Source organism: Halomarina pelagica (genome assembly GCF_024228315.1).
Lineage (GTDB): Archaea > Halobacteriota > Halobacteria > Halobacteriales > Haloarculaceae > Halomarina > Halomarina pelagica.
Genome location: NZ_CP100454.1, coordinates 3,374,702 through 3,391,983 on the forward strand (window position 1 = coordinate 3,374,702; position 17,282 = coordinate 3,391,983).

The window sequence follows — 17,282 nt, forward strand, 5'->3', positions numbered from 1 at the left end:
ACGCAACACGTCTCACAGGCCTCCAGAATCGCCGGCGGTTCTGGAAGGACCAAAGAGGGCCGCTCGTTCGGTTCCGCCTCACTCGCGGTACGACACAGGGGGTACAGAGCGCTCTGGACGACGGCTGCATTCAGCTAAATGTTCGCCTGTTCGCCAACGGGGCTGCTACCACGGTGTAGGGAAATACGGCGATGGATTCGGACGAACAGCGAGCGACACACGGACGACGTTCCGTCGAGAACGACTGGCCATTGTTACGCTTCACCGTGGACCAGCAGTTACGCCCGGGGTCGACGTGTCCCTCCATCTACCCACGAGTAGATGGGCTTTTGGGGCCTGGGATCGTAGCCGTTCGTATGAGTGGGACCCATCGGGACGACCGCGGGCGATTCGTCGCTCGCCACTCCGACGCTGACGTGCTCGCGGCCGTTGCGAAGTACGCGCCGGCGGGAACGACGGAGATCGCCGAGGAACTCGGAATCGAACGGCCGAGCGCCGACTACCGGCTTCGACAGCTCGAGGCTGAGGGAGCGGTGAGGAAAAAGAAGATCGGTAGCTCGCTCGCGTGGAGCCTCGCGAACGGAGGGGAGTGATTCTATGAGCACCGATTCACGGACGAACCGCGATCCGTCGCCGCGTACCAAGATTACGCTCACCCAGGACGAAGACGGGTGGTGGACGGCACGGGATGAGACGCGCAAGTTGACGACGCAGGGCGAGACGCGAGCGGCGGCGCTCGAGAGCCTCGACGAAGTGACCGACGCGCTCGAGACCGGCGACGGCCGGCCGCCGACGGACGAGGAATTACGCGAGTGCGGTATCGATCCAGAGGTGAACCGGCGTGCGGGGAGCGGCGATCTCCCCGACGTCCTCAAATAGCCGCCGGCATGGTCACACGCGATTTTAGCGGCTACGACGTAGCGAAAGTCCTCGTCAACACGGGTAATTTCACCTGGGTTCGGACGCGCGGCGATCACGCTATTCTGACCTGGGAACACCCTGACGGCCCCGAGGTCGAGCGACGGACCGTGAGCGTCCCACTCCATGACCGCGTGCGGATCGGGACGCTTCGCGGGATTGCGGAGGACGCAGGAGCGAAGGACTTCGACGCGTTCTGTACGTGGATCGACGACAACCGCTGACGATACGGGACGCACACTCAGCTACTCGTCGCGTTCAGATCGATCCGAGACGGAAGTGACCGAAGTGTGCAACGATTATCCAATTCGATGTCGATACCATCTGATAATGGTGAACAAGGACGCCGTTCGTCGGGGTTACGACGAGCTAGCGGACGTACACGCCGCACAACGGACCGAGAACGACCGCGGGATGGAGATCCTCGCGGGGGTTCTCGACTCGCTCTCGGCCGGGACGCACGTCCTCGACGCCGGGTGCGGACAGGGCACCCCGGTCCTGTCCGAGTTGAGTACGTCGGCGACCGCCACCGGAGTGGACTTCTCTCGCGGACAACTGCGTCTGGCGGCGGAGAACGCTCCCTGCGCGTCCCTGGTGCAGGGGGACATGACGACGCTTCCGTTCAATAGTTCGTCGTTCGATGCCGTCGTCGCCTACTGGTCGTTGATCCACGTTCCGATGGCTGACCACCGGACGGTCGTCGACGAGTTCGCCCGCGTCCTGCGTCCGGGCGGTCGCCTCCTCGTATGTGAGGGAACGCACGAGTGGGTCGGCGAGAACCCTGACTGGCTCGACAGCGGCGTGAGGATGGAGTGGGAGATCGCCGGCGCGGAAACGACGGGCGACCAGCTGCGAGATGCCGGCTTCGCCGTCGTCGACACGTGGGGTGTCCCTTCCTCGCTGGAAGCGGACAGGCGAAGCGAGGAGGAGGACGCGCCGTGGACGTTCTTCTCCGCACGGCTCGACGCGTGAGCGGGGTCGCCCACCTCGGTCCGAAGCTTGCCACGCCCGACCCGAATCGACGCGGGCAGGACGGTCGGTCCGACCGTCCTACCTCGGCCCATCGCCGTCCTCGCCCGACCGCTCCCCCTCTACATCGCCCGCGTCGTCCCCGCCGTCCCCCTCGACCGCCATCGGCGCGTCGCCCTCGTTCACGCGGATGCCCTTGCCCGCGAGGTGGCGAAGCTGGTGGCGGGCGTAGTCCTCCTCGACCGTACCGCGCGTGGCGAGGACGTACAGCAGGGCGCTCCCGCTCGGGCGCATCGTCCGGCCGGCGCGCTGTGCGCCCTGGCGGCGCGACCCGCCGAGGCCGGAGGCGACGACGGCGACCTCCGCGTTCGGCAGGTCGATCCCCTCGTCGCCCACCCGCGAGACGACGAGCACCTCGCGATCGCCGTCGCGGAACTCCCTGAACAGCGCGCTGCGCTCGCCGTGGCGCATCTCGCCCGAGACGAACGGCGCGTCGATCGCCTCGGCGACCGCGCGCCCCTGATCGAGGTACTCCACGAACACGAGCGCCTTCTGCCCGGCGTGGCGGGCGAGCAGCGCGCGCACGGCGTCGACCTTGGCGGGGTTCATCGCCGCGATCTGCCGGCGCTCGTGGCCCTCGCTGCTCACGTACTCGTTGCGCGCCATGTCGCTCCCCCACGGGACGTAGCGGATCTCGACCTCCGGCTCCGCGACGAACCCCGCCTCGAACAGCGCCGACCAGTCGGTGCCGATGGGCGGCCCGATCAGCGTGAAGATCTCCCGCTCCCGGTCGTCCTCCCGGATGGGCGTCGCCGACAGCCCGAGGCGGTGCTTCGCCTGGAGGTCGGCGGAGCGTCGGAAGACGGCAGATGGTATGTGATGGCATTCATCATATACGATCAGGCCCCACCGCCGCTCGTCGAACAGGGTTCGGTGGCGGTCCATCCCGGCAGTCTGGTAGGTGGCGATCGTCACGGGTCGGATCTCCTTCTCGCCGCCGTGGTACTCGCCGATCCGGTCGGGTTCGAGCGTGGTGTGAGAGAGCAGGCTCCCGCGCCACTGCTCGGCGAGGTCGCGGCTGGGAACGAGGACCAGCGTCTCGCCGCCGACGCTCGCCATCGCGCCCATCGCGGCGATCGTCTTGCCGCTGCCCGGCGGACCGACGAAGACGCCCGAGCCGCGCTCCTCGAAGCGCTCGACCCAGTGGCGCTGGTAGTCCCGCAGGTCGAGGCGGAGGTCCACGTCGAGGGGGTCGCCCGTCTCCAGGTCGCGCTGGTCCTGGACGGGGTAGCCCGCCTCGTAGAGGATCCGCTTTACCTCACCGATCGCCCCGTCGTTGACCCAGCTCTCCGTGTCGGAGACGTCCGCGCGGAGGTGCTCGCCCGGTTCGAGCTTCTGCCGGGCGACGTTGCCCATGAGTTCGGGACTCGACGCCTCGAGTAGGGTGTAGCCGTCCGGGTGGGTGACGAGCGCGAAGCGCCGCGCGCGGGTCCACTGGCGCTCGACCCACTCCTCCAGGTGGGGCGAGCGCTCGGGGAGCACCCCGCGCATCGTCCGCAGGAGGCCGTCCAGATGGTCGTAGGGGGCCTGCCAGACGTCCTCCTCGCGGATGCGGTAGATGTACGCGCCGTCGCGGGTGGAGTCCGCGAGGTGGGCGAACTGGGCGAGTTGCGCCCGCGTGAACTGCCGGGGGTGCTCGACGACGAGTTCCCGCCGGTCGGGGAAGGCGATGACGTGCTCGCGCTCCGCGAGCGACTGGAGGTCGGTGGGGTACCAGACGACCGGGTCGGCGGTGACGTCGACGCGCTCCGCGCGCCCCGCGTCGGCCAGGGCGTCGAGGCGCTCGGCCGCCTCCGCCTGCGAGACGCCGAGGACCCGGGCCGCGTCGCTCGCCGTGACGACCGGGCGACCCAGATCCTGGATCACCTCGTGAAACCGATCCGCGCTCAACCCCGCCGCCGCGTCGTCCGCCTCGGAGTCGGACTGCTCTGACACTACCGGGGATACGGGGGCAGTTCCCAAACCGGTTGCGTCCTCGCGCGACCCGTATACGCTTAAGTGCGCGTTGCGATAATCTCGGGGTATGAGCGAAGGAGTACTCGGAGAGCAGGATCGCGACGCGCTGGCGTCGGCCGGCGAGCGCGTCCTGCGGGTGGGGCGCGATCGACCGATCCGCATCAGCGCGGGCCACCGCCTGCTCCACCACGACGGGAAGTGTTCGCGTCCGCACGGCCACAACTACGAGGTCTCGGTGACGGTGCGCGGCGAACTCACCGAGGAGGGGTGGATCGTGGACAAGGGGGAGGTGACCGACGTGATCGACGAGTGGGACCACCGGTTCCTCGTCGAGCGGGGCGACCCGCTGATCGAGGCGTTCGAGGCGTCGGGCGACGGCGACGCGCTCGTCGTGCTCGACCACCCGCCGACGGCGGAGGTGATGGCGGTCGTGCTGGAGGAGCGCCTGCGCGATCGCCTGCCGGCGACGGTCTCCGACGTGACCGTCACGGTCGCCGAGACGGGCGAACTCTGCTCGGGTCGCTGAGCCGTGCCCGTCAACACTGACCGCGCGACGGTGCCCGCCTCCGGCGACGCGGACGCCGAGGGCGACCTCCCGATCAACGAGCTGTTCTACTCGCTGCAGGGGGAGGGAAAGCTCGCCGGCGTCCCCTCGGTGTTCGTCCGCACGAGCGGCTGCAACCTCCGGTGCTGGTTCTGCGACTCCTATCACACCTCCTGGGAGCCGACCCACGCGCGGATGACCGTCGAGGACGTGGTCAGGGAGGTGCGCGCCCACGACCGGGCGGGGCACGTCGTCCTCACCGGCGGCGAGCCGCTCGTCCACGAGGCGAGCGTCGAACTGCTGGAACGCCTCGCGGCCGAGGGCTACCACACCACCGTCGAGACGAACGGGACGATCTACCGCGACGCGCCGATCGACCTCGCGAGCGTCAGCCCGAAGCTCGCCTCCAGCACGCCGACGCCCGAGAACGCCCCCGAGGGCGCGGACGCCGGCGCGTGGACCGAGCGCCACGAGGCGCGGCGGATCGACCTCGAATCGCTCGCGGGGCTCGTCGAGGACTACGAGACGCAACTGAAGTTCGTCGTCACCGGGCCGGACGACATGCCCGAGATCGTCTCGCTCCTGGAGGACGTGCGCGAGGCGGCGTCCGTCCCCGTCCCGGACGACGACGTGCTGCTCATGCCGGAGGGGACGACGCGCGAGGCGCTGGCCGAGCGGCGCGAGGTCGTCGCCGACCTCGCGCTGGAACACGGCTTTCGCTACACGCCGCGACTGCACGTCGACCTCTGGAACGACGCGCCCGGGACGTGAGGACCGTGCCGTGGACCGTGAGAACCGTGCGATGTGAGGACCGTACGACGTGACGACCGTCGCGTCCGCGGACCCCTCCGGGACGTACTCCCGTTCCCCGCGGGCGAGACGCCCCCGACGGGAGCGTCTCGCCCGACGAAAAGAGGCATAAAATAATGAAAAACTCGAACGAAGGCCGTATATGGTGAACGAACATGTGGGAATGTTCACGCGGTAGCTACCGTTTTCCATGAACGTGTCCTGAACCCACAGGCTTTTCAATCGTGGGTGAGCTTGGCACGACAGGGATGGTTTCGCACAACAGGGACGCGGAGCGGGACGTACAGGAACTGACGGCGCTGCTCGACGAGGTGATCAGGACGCAGGAGCCGCCCGAGGCGTTCGAGACGGTCGTCGCGGCTCGCGAGGCGGCGCTCGACTATCGTCACGATCGGACCGAGACGCGGGAGGAGCTGCGAGAACTCCTCCGGGAGGCCGACCCGGCGACGGGTAACGCCGTCGCGCGGGCGTTCACCACCTACTTCGAACTCGTGAACCTCGCGGAGGAGCGCCAGCGGGTCCGCGCCATCCACGACGCGGACGACGCGGGGACGCTCGACGACGACCTCGACGCCGCCGCCGCCGAGCTGGCCGAGACGCCCGAGCGCGTCCCGGAGATCCTGGAGGACGTGTGCATCGAACCGACGTTCACGGCGCACCCGACGGAGGCGCGCCGCAAGACGGTGAAGGCGAAGCTCTGGGACGTGGCGCGCTACCTGGAGACGCTCGACGAGCGGAACCTCACGTCGGCCCAGCGCCAGCGCGTCCACCGCGCCCTCCACGCCGCGGTGACGAGCCTCTGGCAGACCGCGCAGGTGCGCGACCGGCGGCCCACGCCCGCAGACGAGGCGAGGAACGTGCTCTACTACCTCGAGAACGTCCTCCTCGACGTGGTGGGCGAGGTGTACGACGAGGCCGAGCGGGCGCTCTCGGAGGAACTGGAGGGCGTCGAGGTCCCCGAGCTGTTCGCCTTCCGCTCGTGGGCCGGCGGCGACAGCGACGGCAACCCCTACGTCACCCCCGAGACGACCGCGGAGGTGCTCGAACGCCAGCGCGAGGTCGCCGTGGAGCGCTACCGCGAGGAGCTGAAGGAACTATCGGGCGTGCTCAGCCAGGACGGGCGTCGCATCGGCGTCGGTCGCGACTTCGAGCGCTCGCTCGCGCTGGACAGCGAGCGCTTCCCCGGCATCACGGCGACGGCGGGCGAGCGCTACCCGAACGAACCGTACCGGCAGAAGCTCCGCCTGATGCGCGAGCGCCTCGACCGGGTGAACGACGTCAGACCGGGGGGCTACGAGTCCGCGGACGAACTCGTCGAGGACCTCCAGGTCCTGCGCGAGAGCCTGGCCGCCAACGGCGCGGACACGGTGGCGCAGGCGCACGTCGATCCGATCCTGCGGCAGGTCGAGACGTTCGGCCTCTACCTGGTGAGCCTCGACCTGCGCGACCACCGCGCGAGCCACACGGAGGCCGTGACGGAGGCGTTCGAGCGCGTCGGCGTCGCGTACGACCAGCTCGACGAGGACGAGCGGGTCGAGCTGCTGACCGACGCGATCGCGCAGGATCGCCCGATCGTCGACCTCTCCGATCGGGAGGAGTGCTCCGAGACGACGGCGCGCGTGTTCGAGCGCTTCGACTCGCTGGCCGACTGGCACGCCGAGTACGGTCCCGAGGCGGTCGACGCCTACTGCATCAGCATGACCGAGGAGCCGAGCCACGTCCTCGAGGTGCTCTTCCTGGCGGACCAGGCCGGGGTCGTCTCCCTGCCCGACTACTGCGCGATCGACGTCGTCCCGCTGCTCGAGACCGAGTCGGCGCTCTCCGGGGCGCGGGAGCTGATGGGGACGCTGTTCGAGAACGAGGCGTACGCGGCGGCGCTCGCCGCCCGCGGGGGCACCCAGGAGGTGATGCTCGGCTACTCCGACTCGAACAAGGAGAACGGCTTCCTGGCGGCGAACTGGGACCTCTACAAGAACCAGCGCCGCCTCGCCGACATCGCGGACGAGTTCGACGTCACCCTGCGGCTGTTCCACGGGCGCGGCGGCTCCATCTCCCGGGGCGGCGGCCCGATGAACGAGGCGCTGCTCGCGCTGCCCGCCGAGACGGTGACGGGGGGCGTCCGCTTCACCGAGCAGGGCGAGGCCATCGCCGAGAAGTACGGCAACCCGGACATCGCAGAGCGCGAACTGGAGCAGATGCTCAACGCGCAGCTCCGCGCGCGACAGCGCGCCCTCGAGCGCGGCGTCGAGTACGTCTCCGACGACTGGAGCGAGGCGATGGACGAGATGGCGACCGCCGCGCGCGCGGCGTACCGCGACCTCCTCGACACCGAGGGGTTCGTCCGGTACTTCGAGCACACGACGCCCATCACGGTCATCGAGCGGCTGAACCTCGGATCGCGGCCCGCCTCGCGCTCGGGCGGCGAGCGGACGGTCGAGGACCTCCGGGCGATCCCGTGGGTGTTCTCCTGGACGCAGTCGCGCTGCATCCTCCCCGGCTGGTACGGCCTCGCGACGGGGCTCGACGCCTACCTCGACGGCGGCGGGGACCTCGACGACCTCCGGGAGATGTACGCCGAGTGGCCGTTCTTCCGGACGATGCTCGACAACGCGTCGCTCGCGCTCGCCCGCACCGACATGAGCATCGCCGCCGAGTACGCCCAGCTCGCCGACGAGGGCGACCGCGAGCGGTTCTTCCCCCTGTTCGAGGCGGAGTACGAGCGCGCGGTCGAACTCGTGCTCGCCGTCACCGAGCGCGAGGACGTGCTCAGCCGCGAGTGGCTCAGGGAGAGCCTCCGACAGCGCAACCCGCACGTCGACCCGCTCAACCTCCTGCAGGCGACGCTCCTCGGTCGCTCCGACCGCACGCCCGCCGGGGAGCGCACGCTCCGCCTGACGGTGCAGGGCATCGCCGCCGGGATGAAGAACACCGGGTAGACGCGACACGGACACCCGAAGGGATAAGCCCGGAACCGCCCGACGGACGGGCGAGAGCGACATGAGCGACAGCGAATCCAGCGCCGAATCCGACGCCCCACCCCGCGCCGTCGTCCTGGTCTCCGGGGGGATGGACAGCGCGACCGCCGTCTACGAGGCGACGGCGCGCGGCTACGAACCCCTGTTCCTGCACACCTCCTACGGCCAGCGGACCGAGACGAAGGAGTACGAGTGCGCCCGCAGACTCGCCGAGGAAGCCGACGCCGCGGACTTCATGCACGTCCGGACGGATCACCTCGTGCGCGTCGGCGGGTCGTCGCTCACCGACGAGTCGATGAGCGTCGCGGACGCCGACCCGGAGAGCGAGGAGATCCCGGCCACCTACGTCCCCTTCCGCAACGCGAACCTGCTCGCGATGGCCGTCTCCTACGCCGAGGTGCGGGGTGCCGAGGCGGTCTTCGTCGGCGCGCACGCCGAGGACTTCTCCGGGTACCCCGACTGCCGGCCCGAGTTCTTCGAGGCGTTCCAGCGCGTCGTCGACGTCGGGACGCGGCCCGACACGCGCATCCGAATCGAGGCCCCGTTCGCCGAGTGGTCGAAGACCGACATCGCGGAGCGCGGCCTCGAACTCGGCGTCCCCTTCGAACACACCTGGTCCTGCTACCGCGAGGAGGCCCCCGCCTGCGGCACCTGCGACTCCTGCGCCTTCCGCCTGGGGGCGTTCCGCGCGGCCGGCGCGCGCGACCCTATCGAGTACGCGGAGCGCCCCGAGCGGGAGTAACCCTCCCACCGCCCGGGCGGTCCCCCTCCCGGCACGCGTCCCGGGGGCGGAAAGGTTCATACCCGGACGGGTGGTATGACACTCCATGGCAGACACCAAACGCGGTCGCGAGCGCAAGGGCGCGGACAAGGAGTTCCAGCTCATCGAGCGCGAGTACGACCGCGAGGTCGCCATCGTCGAATCGCCCGAAGCGGAACCCGAACCGGACCTCGAACCCGAAGCGGAACCCGAGGAGATCGATCTCTTCGAATCCGAGTGACGGGCCCTCCCTCTCGTCTTCGCGACGTAGAGCGACCGCGTTCGAGAGAATCGCCGACGGTCGATACGTCGTCCGTGGGGCGACGCCTCTCGGCTCGTCGGGGTCGTCGACGCTGCGTCGAGGGGATCGAAAAAACGTCGTCAGGCTACGGTTAGATCGCGAGTTTCAGCCCTGGACCGCGACCTGGGTCTGGCTGGACGACTGCGACTGCTCGACGTCGTTGTCCTCACCGAACTGGAGCGCGGCCTGGTACTGCTCGCTGTTCTGGTACTGGTTGATCTCGTTGTCCTCGCCGTCCTGCTCCGCGTACTGGAACTGGTAGTTGTCCTGATCCTGGTCGGCGTAGTTGTCCTCGCCGAACTGGAGTGCAGCCTGATACTGCTCGTTGTTCTGCCACTGGTTGATCTCGTTGTCTTCCGCACCGTCCTTTTCGTAGTCGCCGTTCGCCGAGACGGCGCCCACACCGCCGAGCGCGATCAGGGCGACTACGGCGAGGATGACGAGCCGTCGAGAGTTGTTTCCGAACATGGTTATTCTTCTCTGCCGACGCCCTGCTGACGCCGACGTCAAGGTGGTTGCCCGGTTCCGTATTTGTTATACACATCGACATGTTATCCGGTGCACAAAAAGCCACGACGAGCGTAGGGTCTCGGTACAGCGGACGACGAGCGGCGTGACACCGGAGTGAACGATTCCGATACCGAGACCGCCACGGATCACGTATCACTATCGCTACCTATCTACGTCGGCGTTGTACGCCTGTTCTGGACTGTTTATGTGGGACTCACAGGTGTTGGGTACGATTAAACCGTTACGTGACACCGGGATTGCACCACATCCGACAGGAACGCCCACCGTACTCTCGTCGCGGCGTCTCAGTCACAGCCGACTGACTCCGGACGCGTTCGCCGGATTCGTCCGAGATTGAACGGGGAGTCGATCCCCCGGTTACTCGCACTAATGTCAGCACACTATCAACGACGCGCCGCCTCTCGCCTCTCCCCTGGACGCCGGTCGAAGACCTCCCACGGCCTCGGTCGATCATCATTTTTTGAGGCCAAAACAGTCATGGGTGAATCTGACGTACTACCGCTAATGACGCGAACAGTACGATCGGCCACCTCCCCTCGGATGCCGGACTTCGGCGAGATGCGCCGGGCGATCCGAGCGCTCTCGGACGTGAGCGATGTCCAGCGGGCGCTCGACGCCGTCTCCCCGATGTACGACGAGTGAGTCGACCGACTCGATCCCCGTGACGTCGAAACGACCCTCTGATCCCCTCGCTCCTCCACGGCTTACTGGGGACTAGCGCTAGCGACGGCCGTACCGCCCGCCGGCAGTGTCGGAAAAAGATCTACGTCGCTGGACGATGCGAAGCCGTCAGCCCTGGACCGCGACCTGGGTCTGGCTGGACGACTGCGACTGCTGGACGTTGTTGCCGCTACCGCCCTGAACCGCGAACTGCTTCTGGACGTTCTTCTGGCGCTGATCGATCTTGTTGTCGTGGCCGCCCTGGAGCGCGACCTGCGTCTGCTTGTTCTCCTGGCGCTGATCGATCTTGTTGTGCTTGCCGAACTGGGCGGCGAACTGCTTCTGGACGTTCTTCTGGCGTTGCTTGATCTTGTTCTTGACGTGCTTCTTCGGGGGCTTCTTCTTCGCGTGCTTCTTGTGCGGCTTCTTCTTGTGATCCTTCTTGGGGGCCTTCTTCTTCTTATCTTTCTTGTGGTCTTTCTTGTAGTCCTTCTTGTGGTCCTTCTTGTGGTCCTTCGCGTAGTCGCCACCGTGCGCCGCGGCCATGCCCGCGCTCGAGAACGCGAACATGACGACGACGGCGAGAATGACGAGTCGCCGGGAGTTTTTGCCGAACATGGTTAGTTTGTCTCTGTTGTCGTCGACGTCTCCGAGACACCGACGTAGATGGCGTCGCCGCGTTCCGTATTTGTTATTCGTCGCCTCACGGATACTATAATTTGACTGTCATTGGCGGGGTACGCTCGCGTCCTGGAATACCATCGGAGAGGTGTGATCTGATTGAACTCCCATCTCTCCCGGACACTCCCGAACGATCGATCAGCGTGCGTGACTGTGCCGGATCCACGGTTGCGTGTCGGTTGCAGGTCGGTCGACCCCGATAACCGAGCGTTGGAGTGAATTAAATCGGAACCCGAAGCACGTACTGACAACCGACCAATATTATGGCCCCGGGTTCTTCTCTGAAGTACCTCATTCCGCCTCTAGTGACCCAGTATCCGTCCACCAGGATACGAATAGGACTAAAAGGGATTTGAAACGTCGGCGCGGCGTGTAAGCGCTGACTACGAGGCGTCCGTCTCGGAGCGTCGTTCTTCGTCCGTAGGAAGTCGGGAACGACTAATCGCACGATCCAAAATTCATTACTGAAGAACGTAACAGCGTTTATCCAATCATTCAGGCGTCAGAGATGGGGCGACGGGCTAGACTCCCTCGCTGAGCGTCTCGTAGCGCGTCTCGAATCGCTCGGCGCAGGACGAACAGCAGAAGTGGTACGATTGCTCGTCGAAGGTCTCCGAGACGCCCTCGCTGGTGACCGTGTTGCCGCACTCCGCACACGACGGGGCGAACTCCGCCGCGCCGATGCCGGGCGACCACGACTGCCCGGTGAGCAGGCGCACGTCGAGGTCCTCCACGACGTCGAACGACACGGTGTCCTCGAGGAACGACCGCGCGTCGCCGTCGGGGATGCGGACGGTGAAGACGAGTCGCCCCTCCGCGGTGGTGAAGACGTGCTCGACGGACTCCGAGGCGGAGAGGGACGCGCGCGTCGACTCGACGGCGTTCTGTGCCACCTCGAGGTCGACGAGGACGGCCACGCCGTCCCGGAGTCGGGAGCGATCGAGATCGGCGGTGATGCGCCTGATGATCCCGAGGTCGCGGAGGCGCTGGATCCGGTCGGAGACGGCGGGGGGAGAGAGGTCGACCTCCTCGGCGATGTCGCTGTACGGTCGCCGCCCGTCCTCGACCAGCAGACGAAGTATCGTCCGATCGGTGTCGTCGAGATCCGACATGGACGTCGGAACGCGCCTTTGATTGAAAGTATTTCCGGCGACGTGAGCTTGGAAACGAATATCTCGTGGGCCGTCCGTCGGCCGGGACGGACGCCCGACTCACTCCTCGCTGGAGAGCGTCCGACCGAGTTCGTAGAACTCCTCGTTCGGGCGCATGTCGGCCATCGTCGCGAGCCGGTTCGAGAGGTTGTAGTAGGCCGTCACGCTACCGACGTCCCAGATCGCCTCGTCGGAGAAGCCGTGCTCGCGCAGGCGGTCGAGGTCGGCCTCCTCCACCTCGCCCGGCGATTCGGTGAGCTTCACGGCGAAGTCGAGCATGGCGCGGTGGCGCGGCGAGAGGTCGGCCGAGCGGTGGTTCGTCGCGAGCTGATCGGCTAGTTTCGGGTCCTTCGCGTAGATGCGCACGAGCGCGCCGTGGGCGACGACGCAGTAGAGGCAGTCGTTGACGCCGCTCACCGTCACGACGATCATCTCTATCTCGTCGCGGTCGAGGGCGGTGTCCTCCACGAGCGCGTCGTGGTAGGCGAAGAAGGCCCGGAAGTGACTCGGCTTGTACGCGAACGCGCTGAAGACGTTCGGGGTGAACCCGGCGCGCTCGGTCTCCTCCTCGATGCGCTCTCTGAGGTCTTCGGGCAACTCCTCGCGGTCGGGGACGGGGAAGTTTCGCATCGGCTCCATGGCGTGCGAACACGGAACGGACGCTCAAAGTCGTTGCGCGTACCGGGTGAGCAGGAAGAGGAGTCCGTAGCCGATCAGCCCGGCGACGAAGACGGCGACGGGGACGAGAAACGGGCCGAACGTGTCGATCAATCGACCGAGCGCCGAGAGCATACCCGAGGTACGGGCGGCGGTGCAAAGAACCAGTACGTTCATGCGCCCGCGACCGACAGCCGGGACATGCACAGGGCAGGGCACCTGGGGTTCTCGCTGCTCGCGTACGCGCCGGTCGGGGCGGCGCTGGCGGCGGACGATCCCGCGCTGGCCGTCGCCTGCGGGGTCGGCGTCGTCTCGCTCGCCAGCCTCCCCGACGTCGACCTCCGCCTCCCGCTCGTCGGTCACCGGGGGGTGACCCACACGCTCGCGTTCGCGCTCCTCGTCGGCCTCCTCCTCGGCGCGGGCGGGGCCGCGCTCGGCGACGCGCTCGGGATCGCGACGCCGGATCTCGGGTTCGTCGGCGCGTTCGTCGGGCTCTTCGGCGTGTGCGCGCACCTCGCCGCGGACACGCTGACGCCGATGGGCGTCCCGTGGCTGTGGCCCCTCTCGGGTCGCCGGTACACGCTCGGGATCGTTCGGGCGGACCACGCGCTCGCGAACTACGGGTTGCTGGCGCTCGGCGTACTCGCCGCGGCGGCGGCGCTGGCGGTCGTCGCGCAGTGACGAGAGAACGGCCGACGTTCCCCCTCGGCCGTCCGTCCGCTCAGATCTCGTTCTGTTCTTCGAGCCGCGCGAGGACGTCGTCGACGAACGAGTCGACGTTCTCGTAGGGGAAGTCCCCGCCGCCGAGTTTCGTGTTCAGCTCCATGGCGGTCATGGAGAAGTCACCGGACTCGAACTTCGTGGACGGTCCGTTCGGAAGGGCGGGGACGAGATCCATCGGACTGTTGATCGGGTAGTCCGCGCCCCCGAAGGCGTCGATCATCTGCTCGCGGAGTTCGGCTTTGTCTGCCATGTGACGCCTCGACGTTCGTAGACGAACACAAAAAATCGTATGGAACCCTCCGTCGGCCGTCTAGAGTTTATCGGGAGCGGACGCTCGTTCAATCCACCCCCCTGCGCCGCCGGTAACTGCGGTACGTCATCGTCGACCCGTCGACGATGACCGTCTCGTCGCTCACGTCGACGGGGTCCGGATCGGGCGCGTCGTCCAGGTCCGCGTCGTCGAAGTCGTCGTACCGATATGGAGTGTTATGCCAAACCATGTCATGACGTGGGGCGCGGAAGGTTATAAATCTACGTCAGACATCGCCCATCAACACAGTCTCCACTTCAGATATGTCGTCGATCACGTGGTCGGGGCGATGCGAGAGCGTCGGGAGGTGTTCCCGCCGGGTCGACCCGGAGAGCACGAGGGCGGTGGTCATCCCGCCGCGTCGGCCGAGCGCGACGTCCGTGTCGGGTCGGTCGCCGACCACGAAACAGCGCTCCGGGGGGTGGCCGAGGCGGTCGAGCGCGAGGTCGAGCGTCTCGCGGGAGGGTTTCCCGAGGACGTGATCGGGTTCCCGCCGGGCGACGCCCCCGACCGCGCGCGTGATCGCCCCCGATCCGGGGAAGTCGCGGCCGTCGGCGTCGGGGTAGGTGAGGTCGGGGTCCGTACCGATGAACGTCTCCGCGGACCGGAGCGCCCAGAGCCCCGCCGCGAGGTCGTCGTAGTCGAAGCCGTAGTGGTGGGACGTGACGACCACGTCGGCCCGCTCCGGTTCGTCGGTGAGCGCGAGGTCGCGCTCGCGGAACTGCTCCCGGAGGCCGTCGCTCCCGATCAGGAAGACGCGCTCGTCCGCGTGGTGCCTGTCGAGGTAGTCCGTCGTCACGGCCCCGGCCGAGAGGACCCGCTCGGGCGATACGTCCAGGCCGAGGTCGTCGAGGCGCGAGGCGTACGACGCGGGCGAGCGCGTCGGGTTGTTCGTCACGAACAGCACGTCGATGCCGCGCTCGCGGAGGGTGGCGAGGCCGTCGAGAGCGCCCGGGACGAGGTGGCCGCCCCGGTAGACCGTCCCGTCGAGGTCGACGAGCGCGCCGCGATAGTCCATACCGATGTCTCGAGCGAAGGGGAGATAAAGAGGGCGCTCGGAACCGGCCTACAGGCCGCGGAGGCCGCCCGGCGTCGGGAAGTCGGGTCCGTCGTTCGTCGTCTCGGGCTCGGAGCGTTCCTCGTCCGGGGTCCGCGTCTCGTTGTCGGTCATTGCGTGTAGTCGTCTCGGCTCCACCCGATTAAGCGCTTGTAGCAATGTGACTAGTAGACAACGCGGTGTTGCGAACTGTATAAGGTCCTCCCTTGGCGACATGAGACACAGCTCTGCGCGCGATACCGTCTCGGAGTGGGAAGAGAGACTATCCGGCGTTTCGCGGGCGCGGCGAGCCGTCGACGGGGCGCTCCGTGATCCCCGATACGCCCATCCTAGCCGCGTCGTTCTTTACGCCACCGCGAGAAGCCGTACCCGGTCTCCTCACCACCCGTTCCGTCCTCGGGACGGAACTCGTCCGACGACCAGACTTATTAGTCAGAGCGAAGAATCGTCGTCGTGTCACCGTCCGTCCTCTCCGATCGACGCCCGTCGTGGGCGCTCCCCGCGTTCGCCGCGTTCGCCGTCCTGTCGTTCTTCTACGCCGTCCTCATCGAGGGGGCGGTCCTGCTGTGGTTCGTCGTCGTCGCGCTGCCGATCTGGCTCTACCTCACGGTCCGGTTTCTCGCCCTGTTCCGCCGGCTCGTGGTCGCCGTCGAGCGCCTGGCGAACGCCCGCGAGCGATAGCCGTCTGAATCTCGCGCCCCCAAGGGGATGGGGCGGTGCCGGCGGTCGAGAAGTGCTCACGCTCTGAGTACGGTCATAAGTAAACAAGTATTGCATTCGAAGTCATGATTACCAACCTATAGATACACAGTCATTCATGGTCTCACACTGGGATTCACTCTCCGAAGAAACTATATCCAAAATTGATGATTTCGTAGAGAGGTGGATAGAGAACAAGAGTGTTCCTGGCGTGAGTGTCGCTGTTCTGGGTCAAGAGTCGGTGCTCTATGCGAGTGGGCGGGGCGCGAGGGATATCGAATCCGGGGCACCCGCGACGCCTGATACCCTGTACGCTGTCGCATCACTCACGAAAGCAGTCACTGCAATCGCTATTCTGCAACTCGTTCAACGGGGCGGGCTCGATCTCGACGACGAGATTCGAGAATACGTCTCGGTTCTGGACGAGGTCCCGGGAGCACCGATTACAGTTCACGAGTTGCTCTCCCACTCGTCCGGCATGCCACAGGACTTCATCGCACAGCGGGACCGTATCGACGACGCACAGGAAATGGGGTTATTCGAATACATCGACGGCACTGCCGATCAGCGATTGACTGACAAGGATCGATACATGTACTACAACAGCGGATACTTCATACTCGGAACACTCGTCGAAACCGTCGATGGTCGCTCCTACGCCGAGTACGTCGAGGAGGAAGTGCTAGCTCCGCTGGGTATGAATCGATCGACGTTCGATCCCGACGTCCTCCGAACGGGTGAAGACACGATGACCGGATACGTCGAGAACGACGGCGAACTCGTAGCAGACGTATTCGAGGGCGGTGCTGGTGCCGCTGGTGGATTGATCAGTTCCGCGACTGACCTCGCCGCCTTGCTCCGATGCGTGCTGAATGACGGCACGCTCGATGGAGTACAGGTACTCGATCCAGAACTCGTCGAGGCGATGTGTAAATACCAGTCACCGCTCTTGCCGACCGCCGACGGCACTAGACGGGGATACGGGTACGGGTGGGAGGTCGCTGACTTTTTGGACGACACGCTCGTCTCCCACCAGGGCGGAATCGGGCTCTCTGGCGCTTATATGGGGATTCTTCGCAAACGCGGGCTCGCTGTTGCTCTGGCGTTCAATACCCACGGTCCGCCAGCAGCGATACTCGGACGTGGGATCTTGGCGATTGCGAGCGGCGAACAGCCCAGAGATGTCGTCCCTCTCCTCACGGTCTACGAGACAGTTGGGAACCTCACCGGTACCTACGAAGCGTATCGCAGTGCGATGACGGTCACCGTCGAGAAGGGGCCTCTCGGAACGATCAAAGTCACACTTCCCGAAAGAGGCGTTGAGTTCATGCCTTCGCCCAACGACTTGGATGAAGATCGGGGAAAGCACGTATTTTCCTCCACGATGGGAAGCGGAGCACGATGGATCGTCGAATTTCGGGAGAACGAACCGAATTCGAAGATGGTACTGTCGATGGGGAAATGGACTACTGTCTTGTCGAAACAGTGATATTTCCCTGAAAATAATTACACGAGAATTG

22 protein-coding genes are annotated in these 17,282 nt (G+C 66.4%); 13 read left to right on the plus strand and 9 right to left on the minus strand.

Features of this window, described 5'->3' with window-relative positions; translation table 11 throughout:
• The first annotated feature begins 356 nt into the window (after nt 1-356).
• The 4 genes from NKI68_RS17675 (at nt 357) to NKI68_RS17690 (ending at nt 1,890) form a co-directional block, all read left to right on the plus strand.
• The gene (locus NKI68_RS17675; RefSeq protein WP_254544443.1) at nt 357-593 is read left to right on the plus strand and encodes a helix-turn-helix domain-containing protein; all 237 of its coding nucleotides are present in this window, start codon (nt 357-359) and stop codon (nt 591-593) included.
• A 4-nt stretch (nt 594-597) separates the two neighbouring features.
• Nucleotides 598-879, plus strand: coding sequence for a type II toxin-antitoxin system HicB family antitoxin (locus NKI68_RS17680; RefSeq protein ID WP_254544444.1), 282 nt, complete (start codon nt 598-600; stop codon nt 877-879).
• An 8-nt stretch (nt 880-887) separates the two neighbouring features.
• Complete coding sequence (locus NKI68_RS17685; RefSeq protein ID WP_254544445.1) at nt 888-1,142, plus strand: type II toxin-antitoxin system HicA family toxin; 255 nt, start codon at nt 888-890, stop codon at nt 1,140-1,142.
• A 106-nt stretch (nt 1,143-1,248) separates the two neighbouring features.
• On the plus strand, nt 1,249-1,890 hold the full coding sequence (locus NKI68_RS17690) for a class I SAM-dependent methyltransferase (RefSeq protein WP_254544446.1): 642 nt from the start codon (nt 1,249-1,251) through the stop codon (nt 1,888-1,890).
• 78 nt (nt 1,891-1,968) lie between these two features.
• On the opposite strand, the gene NKI68_RS17695 is transcribed toward NKI68_RS17690, so the two are convergent.
• Nucleotides 1,969-4,065, minus strand: a complete 2,097-nt coding sequence (locus NKI68_RS17695) for a DEAD/DEAH box helicase (protein WP_438267787.1) — start codon at nt 4,063-4,065, stop codon at nt 1,969-1,971.
• On the opposite strand from NKI68_RS17695, the gene NKI68_RS17700 reads away from it, so the two are divergent.
• The 5 genes from NKI68_RS17700 (at nt 3,971) to NKI68_RS17720 (ending at nt 9,233) form a co-directional block, all read left to right on the plus strand.
• On the plus strand, nt 3,971-4,429 hold the full coding sequence (locus tag NKI68_RS17700; RefSeq protein ID WP_254544447.1) for a 6-pyruvoyl trahydropterin synthase family protein: 459 nt from the start codon (nt 3,971-3,973) through the stop codon (nt 4,427-4,429). The genes NKI68_RS17695 and NKI68_RS17700 overlap by 95 nt on opposite strands.
• 3 nt (nt 4,430-4,432) lie before the next feature.
• Nucleotides 4,433-5,218: a 7-carboxy-7-deazaguanine synthase QueE gene (locus NKI68_RS17705; protein ID WP_254544448.1), complete on the plus strand. Its 786-nt coding sequence runs from the start codon at nt 4,433-4,435 to the stop codon at nt 5,216-5,218.
• A 287-nt stretch (nt 5,219-5,505) separates the two neighbouring features.
• The gene (gene ppc, locus NKI68_RS17710; RefSeq protein ID WP_254544449.1) at nt 5,506-8,193 is read left to right on the plus strand and encodes a phosphoenolpyruvate carboxylase; all 2,688 of its coding nucleotides are present in this window, start codon (nt 5,506-5,508) and stop codon (nt 8,191-8,193) included.
• A 61-nt stretch (nt 8,194-8,254) separates the two neighbouring features.
• A complete protein-coding gene (queC, locus tag NKI68_RS17715; protein ID WP_254544450.1) occupies nt 8,255-8,974 on the plus strand; it encodes a 7-cyano-7-deazaguanine synthase QueC in 720 nt (239 codons plus the stop codon).
• Between the two features lie 85 nt (nt 8,975-9,059).
• The gene (locus NKI68_RS17720; protein WP_254544451.1) at nt 9,060-9,233 is read left to right on the plus strand and encodes a hypothetical protein; all 174 of its coding nucleotides are present in this window, start codon (nt 9,060-9,062) and stop codon (nt 9,231-9,233) included.
• A 165-nt stretch (nt 9,234-9,398) separates the two neighbouring features.
• On the opposite strand, the gene NKI68_RS17725 is transcribed toward NKI68_RS17720, so the two are convergent.
• On the minus strand, nt 9,399-9,761 hold the full coding sequence (locus NKI68_RS17725; RefSeq protein ID WP_254544452.1) for a hypothetical protein: 363 nt from the start codon (nt 9,759-9,761) through the stop codon (nt 9,399-9,401).
• Nucleotides 9,762-10,328: 567 nt separating this feature from the next.
• On the opposite strand from NKI68_RS17725, the gene NKI68_RS17730 reads away from it, so the two are divergent.
• On the plus strand, nt 10,329-10,466 hold the full coding sequence (locus tag NKI68_RS17730) for a hypothetical protein (protein WP_254544453.1): 138 nt from the start codon (nt 10,329-10,331) through the stop codon (nt 10,464-10,466).
• Between the two features lie 147 nt (nt 10,467-10,613).
• On the opposite strand, the gene NKI68_RS17735 is transcribed toward NKI68_RS17730, so the two are convergent.
• From NKI68_RS17735 to NKI68_RS23620, 4 genes are all read right to left on the minus strand, one after another.
• The gene (locus NKI68_RS17735) at nt 10,614-11,102 is read right to left on the minus strand and encodes a hypothetical protein (protein ID WP_254544454.1); all 489 of its coding nucleotides are present in this window, start codon (nt 11,100-11,102) and stop codon (nt 10,614-10,616) included.
• A gap of 584 nt (nt 11,103-11,686) precedes the next feature.
• Entirely contained in the window at nt 11,687-12,277 is a 591-nt protein-coding gene (locus NKI68_RS17740; protein ID WP_254544455.1) for an AsnC family transcriptional regulator, read from the minus strand.
• A gap of 99 nt (nt 12,278-12,376) precedes the next feature.
• A complete protein-coding gene (locus tag NKI68_RS17745) occupies nt 12,377-12,955 on the minus strand; it encodes a peroxidase-related enzyme (RefSeq protein WP_368410887.1) in 579 nt (192 codons plus the stop codon).
• Nucleotides 12,956-12,979: 24 nt separating this feature from the next.
• Nucleotides 12,980-13,108 (minus strand): hypothetical protein, encoded by a 129-nt coding sequence (locus tag NKI68_RS23620; RefSeq protein WP_256562649.1) that lies wholly within the window; start codon nt 13,106-13,108, stop codon nt 12,980-12,982.
• Between the two features lie 66 nt (nt 13,109-13,174).
• Between NKI68_RS23620 and NKI68_RS17750 the strand changes: the two genes are divergently transcribed.
• Nucleotides 13,175-13,654 (plus strand): metal-dependent hydrolase, encoded by a 480-nt coding sequence (locus NKI68_RS17750; protein WP_254544456.1) that lies wholly within the window; start codon nt 13,175-13,177, stop codon nt 13,652-13,654.
• A 40-nt stretch (nt 13,655-13,694) separates the two neighbouring features.
• Here NKI68_RS17750 and NKI68_RS17755 read toward each other — a convergent pair whose 3' ends face one another.
• From NKI68_RS17755 to NKI68_RS17765, 3 genes are all read right to left on the minus strand, one after another.
• Nucleotides 13,695-13,946, minus strand: coding sequence for an MTH865 family protein (locus NKI68_RS17755; protein ID WP_254544457.1), 252 nt, complete (start codon nt 13,944-13,946; stop codon nt 13,695-13,697).
• Nucleotides 13,947-14,034: 88 nt separating this feature from the next.
• Nucleotides 14,035-14,196 carry a hypothetical protein gene (locus NKI68_RS17760; RefSeq protein WP_254544458.1) on the minus strand — a complete coding sequence of 54 codons (162 nt, stop codon included), beginning with the start codon at nt 14,194-14,196 and terminating at the stop codon, nt 14,035-14,037.
• A 36-nt stretch (nt 14,197-14,232) separates the two neighbouring features.
• A complete protein-coding gene (locus tag NKI68_RS17765; protein WP_254544459.1) occupies nt 14,233-15,024 on the minus strand; it encodes an HAD-IIA family hydrolase in 792 nt (263 codons plus the stop codon).
• A gap of 492 nt (nt 15,025-15,516) precedes the next feature.
• Here NKI68_RS17765 and NKI68_RS17770 point away from each other — a divergent pair, with 492 nt between their 5' ends.
• A complete protein-coding gene (locus tag NKI68_RS17770) occupies nt 15,517-15,744 on the plus strand; it encodes a DUF8066 domain-containing protein (RefSeq protein WP_254544460.1) in 228 nt (75 codons plus the stop codon).
• Between the two features lie 136 nt (nt 15,745-15,880).
• Complete coding sequence (locus NKI68_RS17775) at nt 15,881-17,251, plus strand: serine hydrolase domain-containing protein (protein ID WP_254544461.1); 1,371 nt, start codon at nt 15,881-15,883, stop codon at nt 17,249-17,251.
• Nucleotides 17,252-17,282 lie beyond the last annotated feature (31 nt).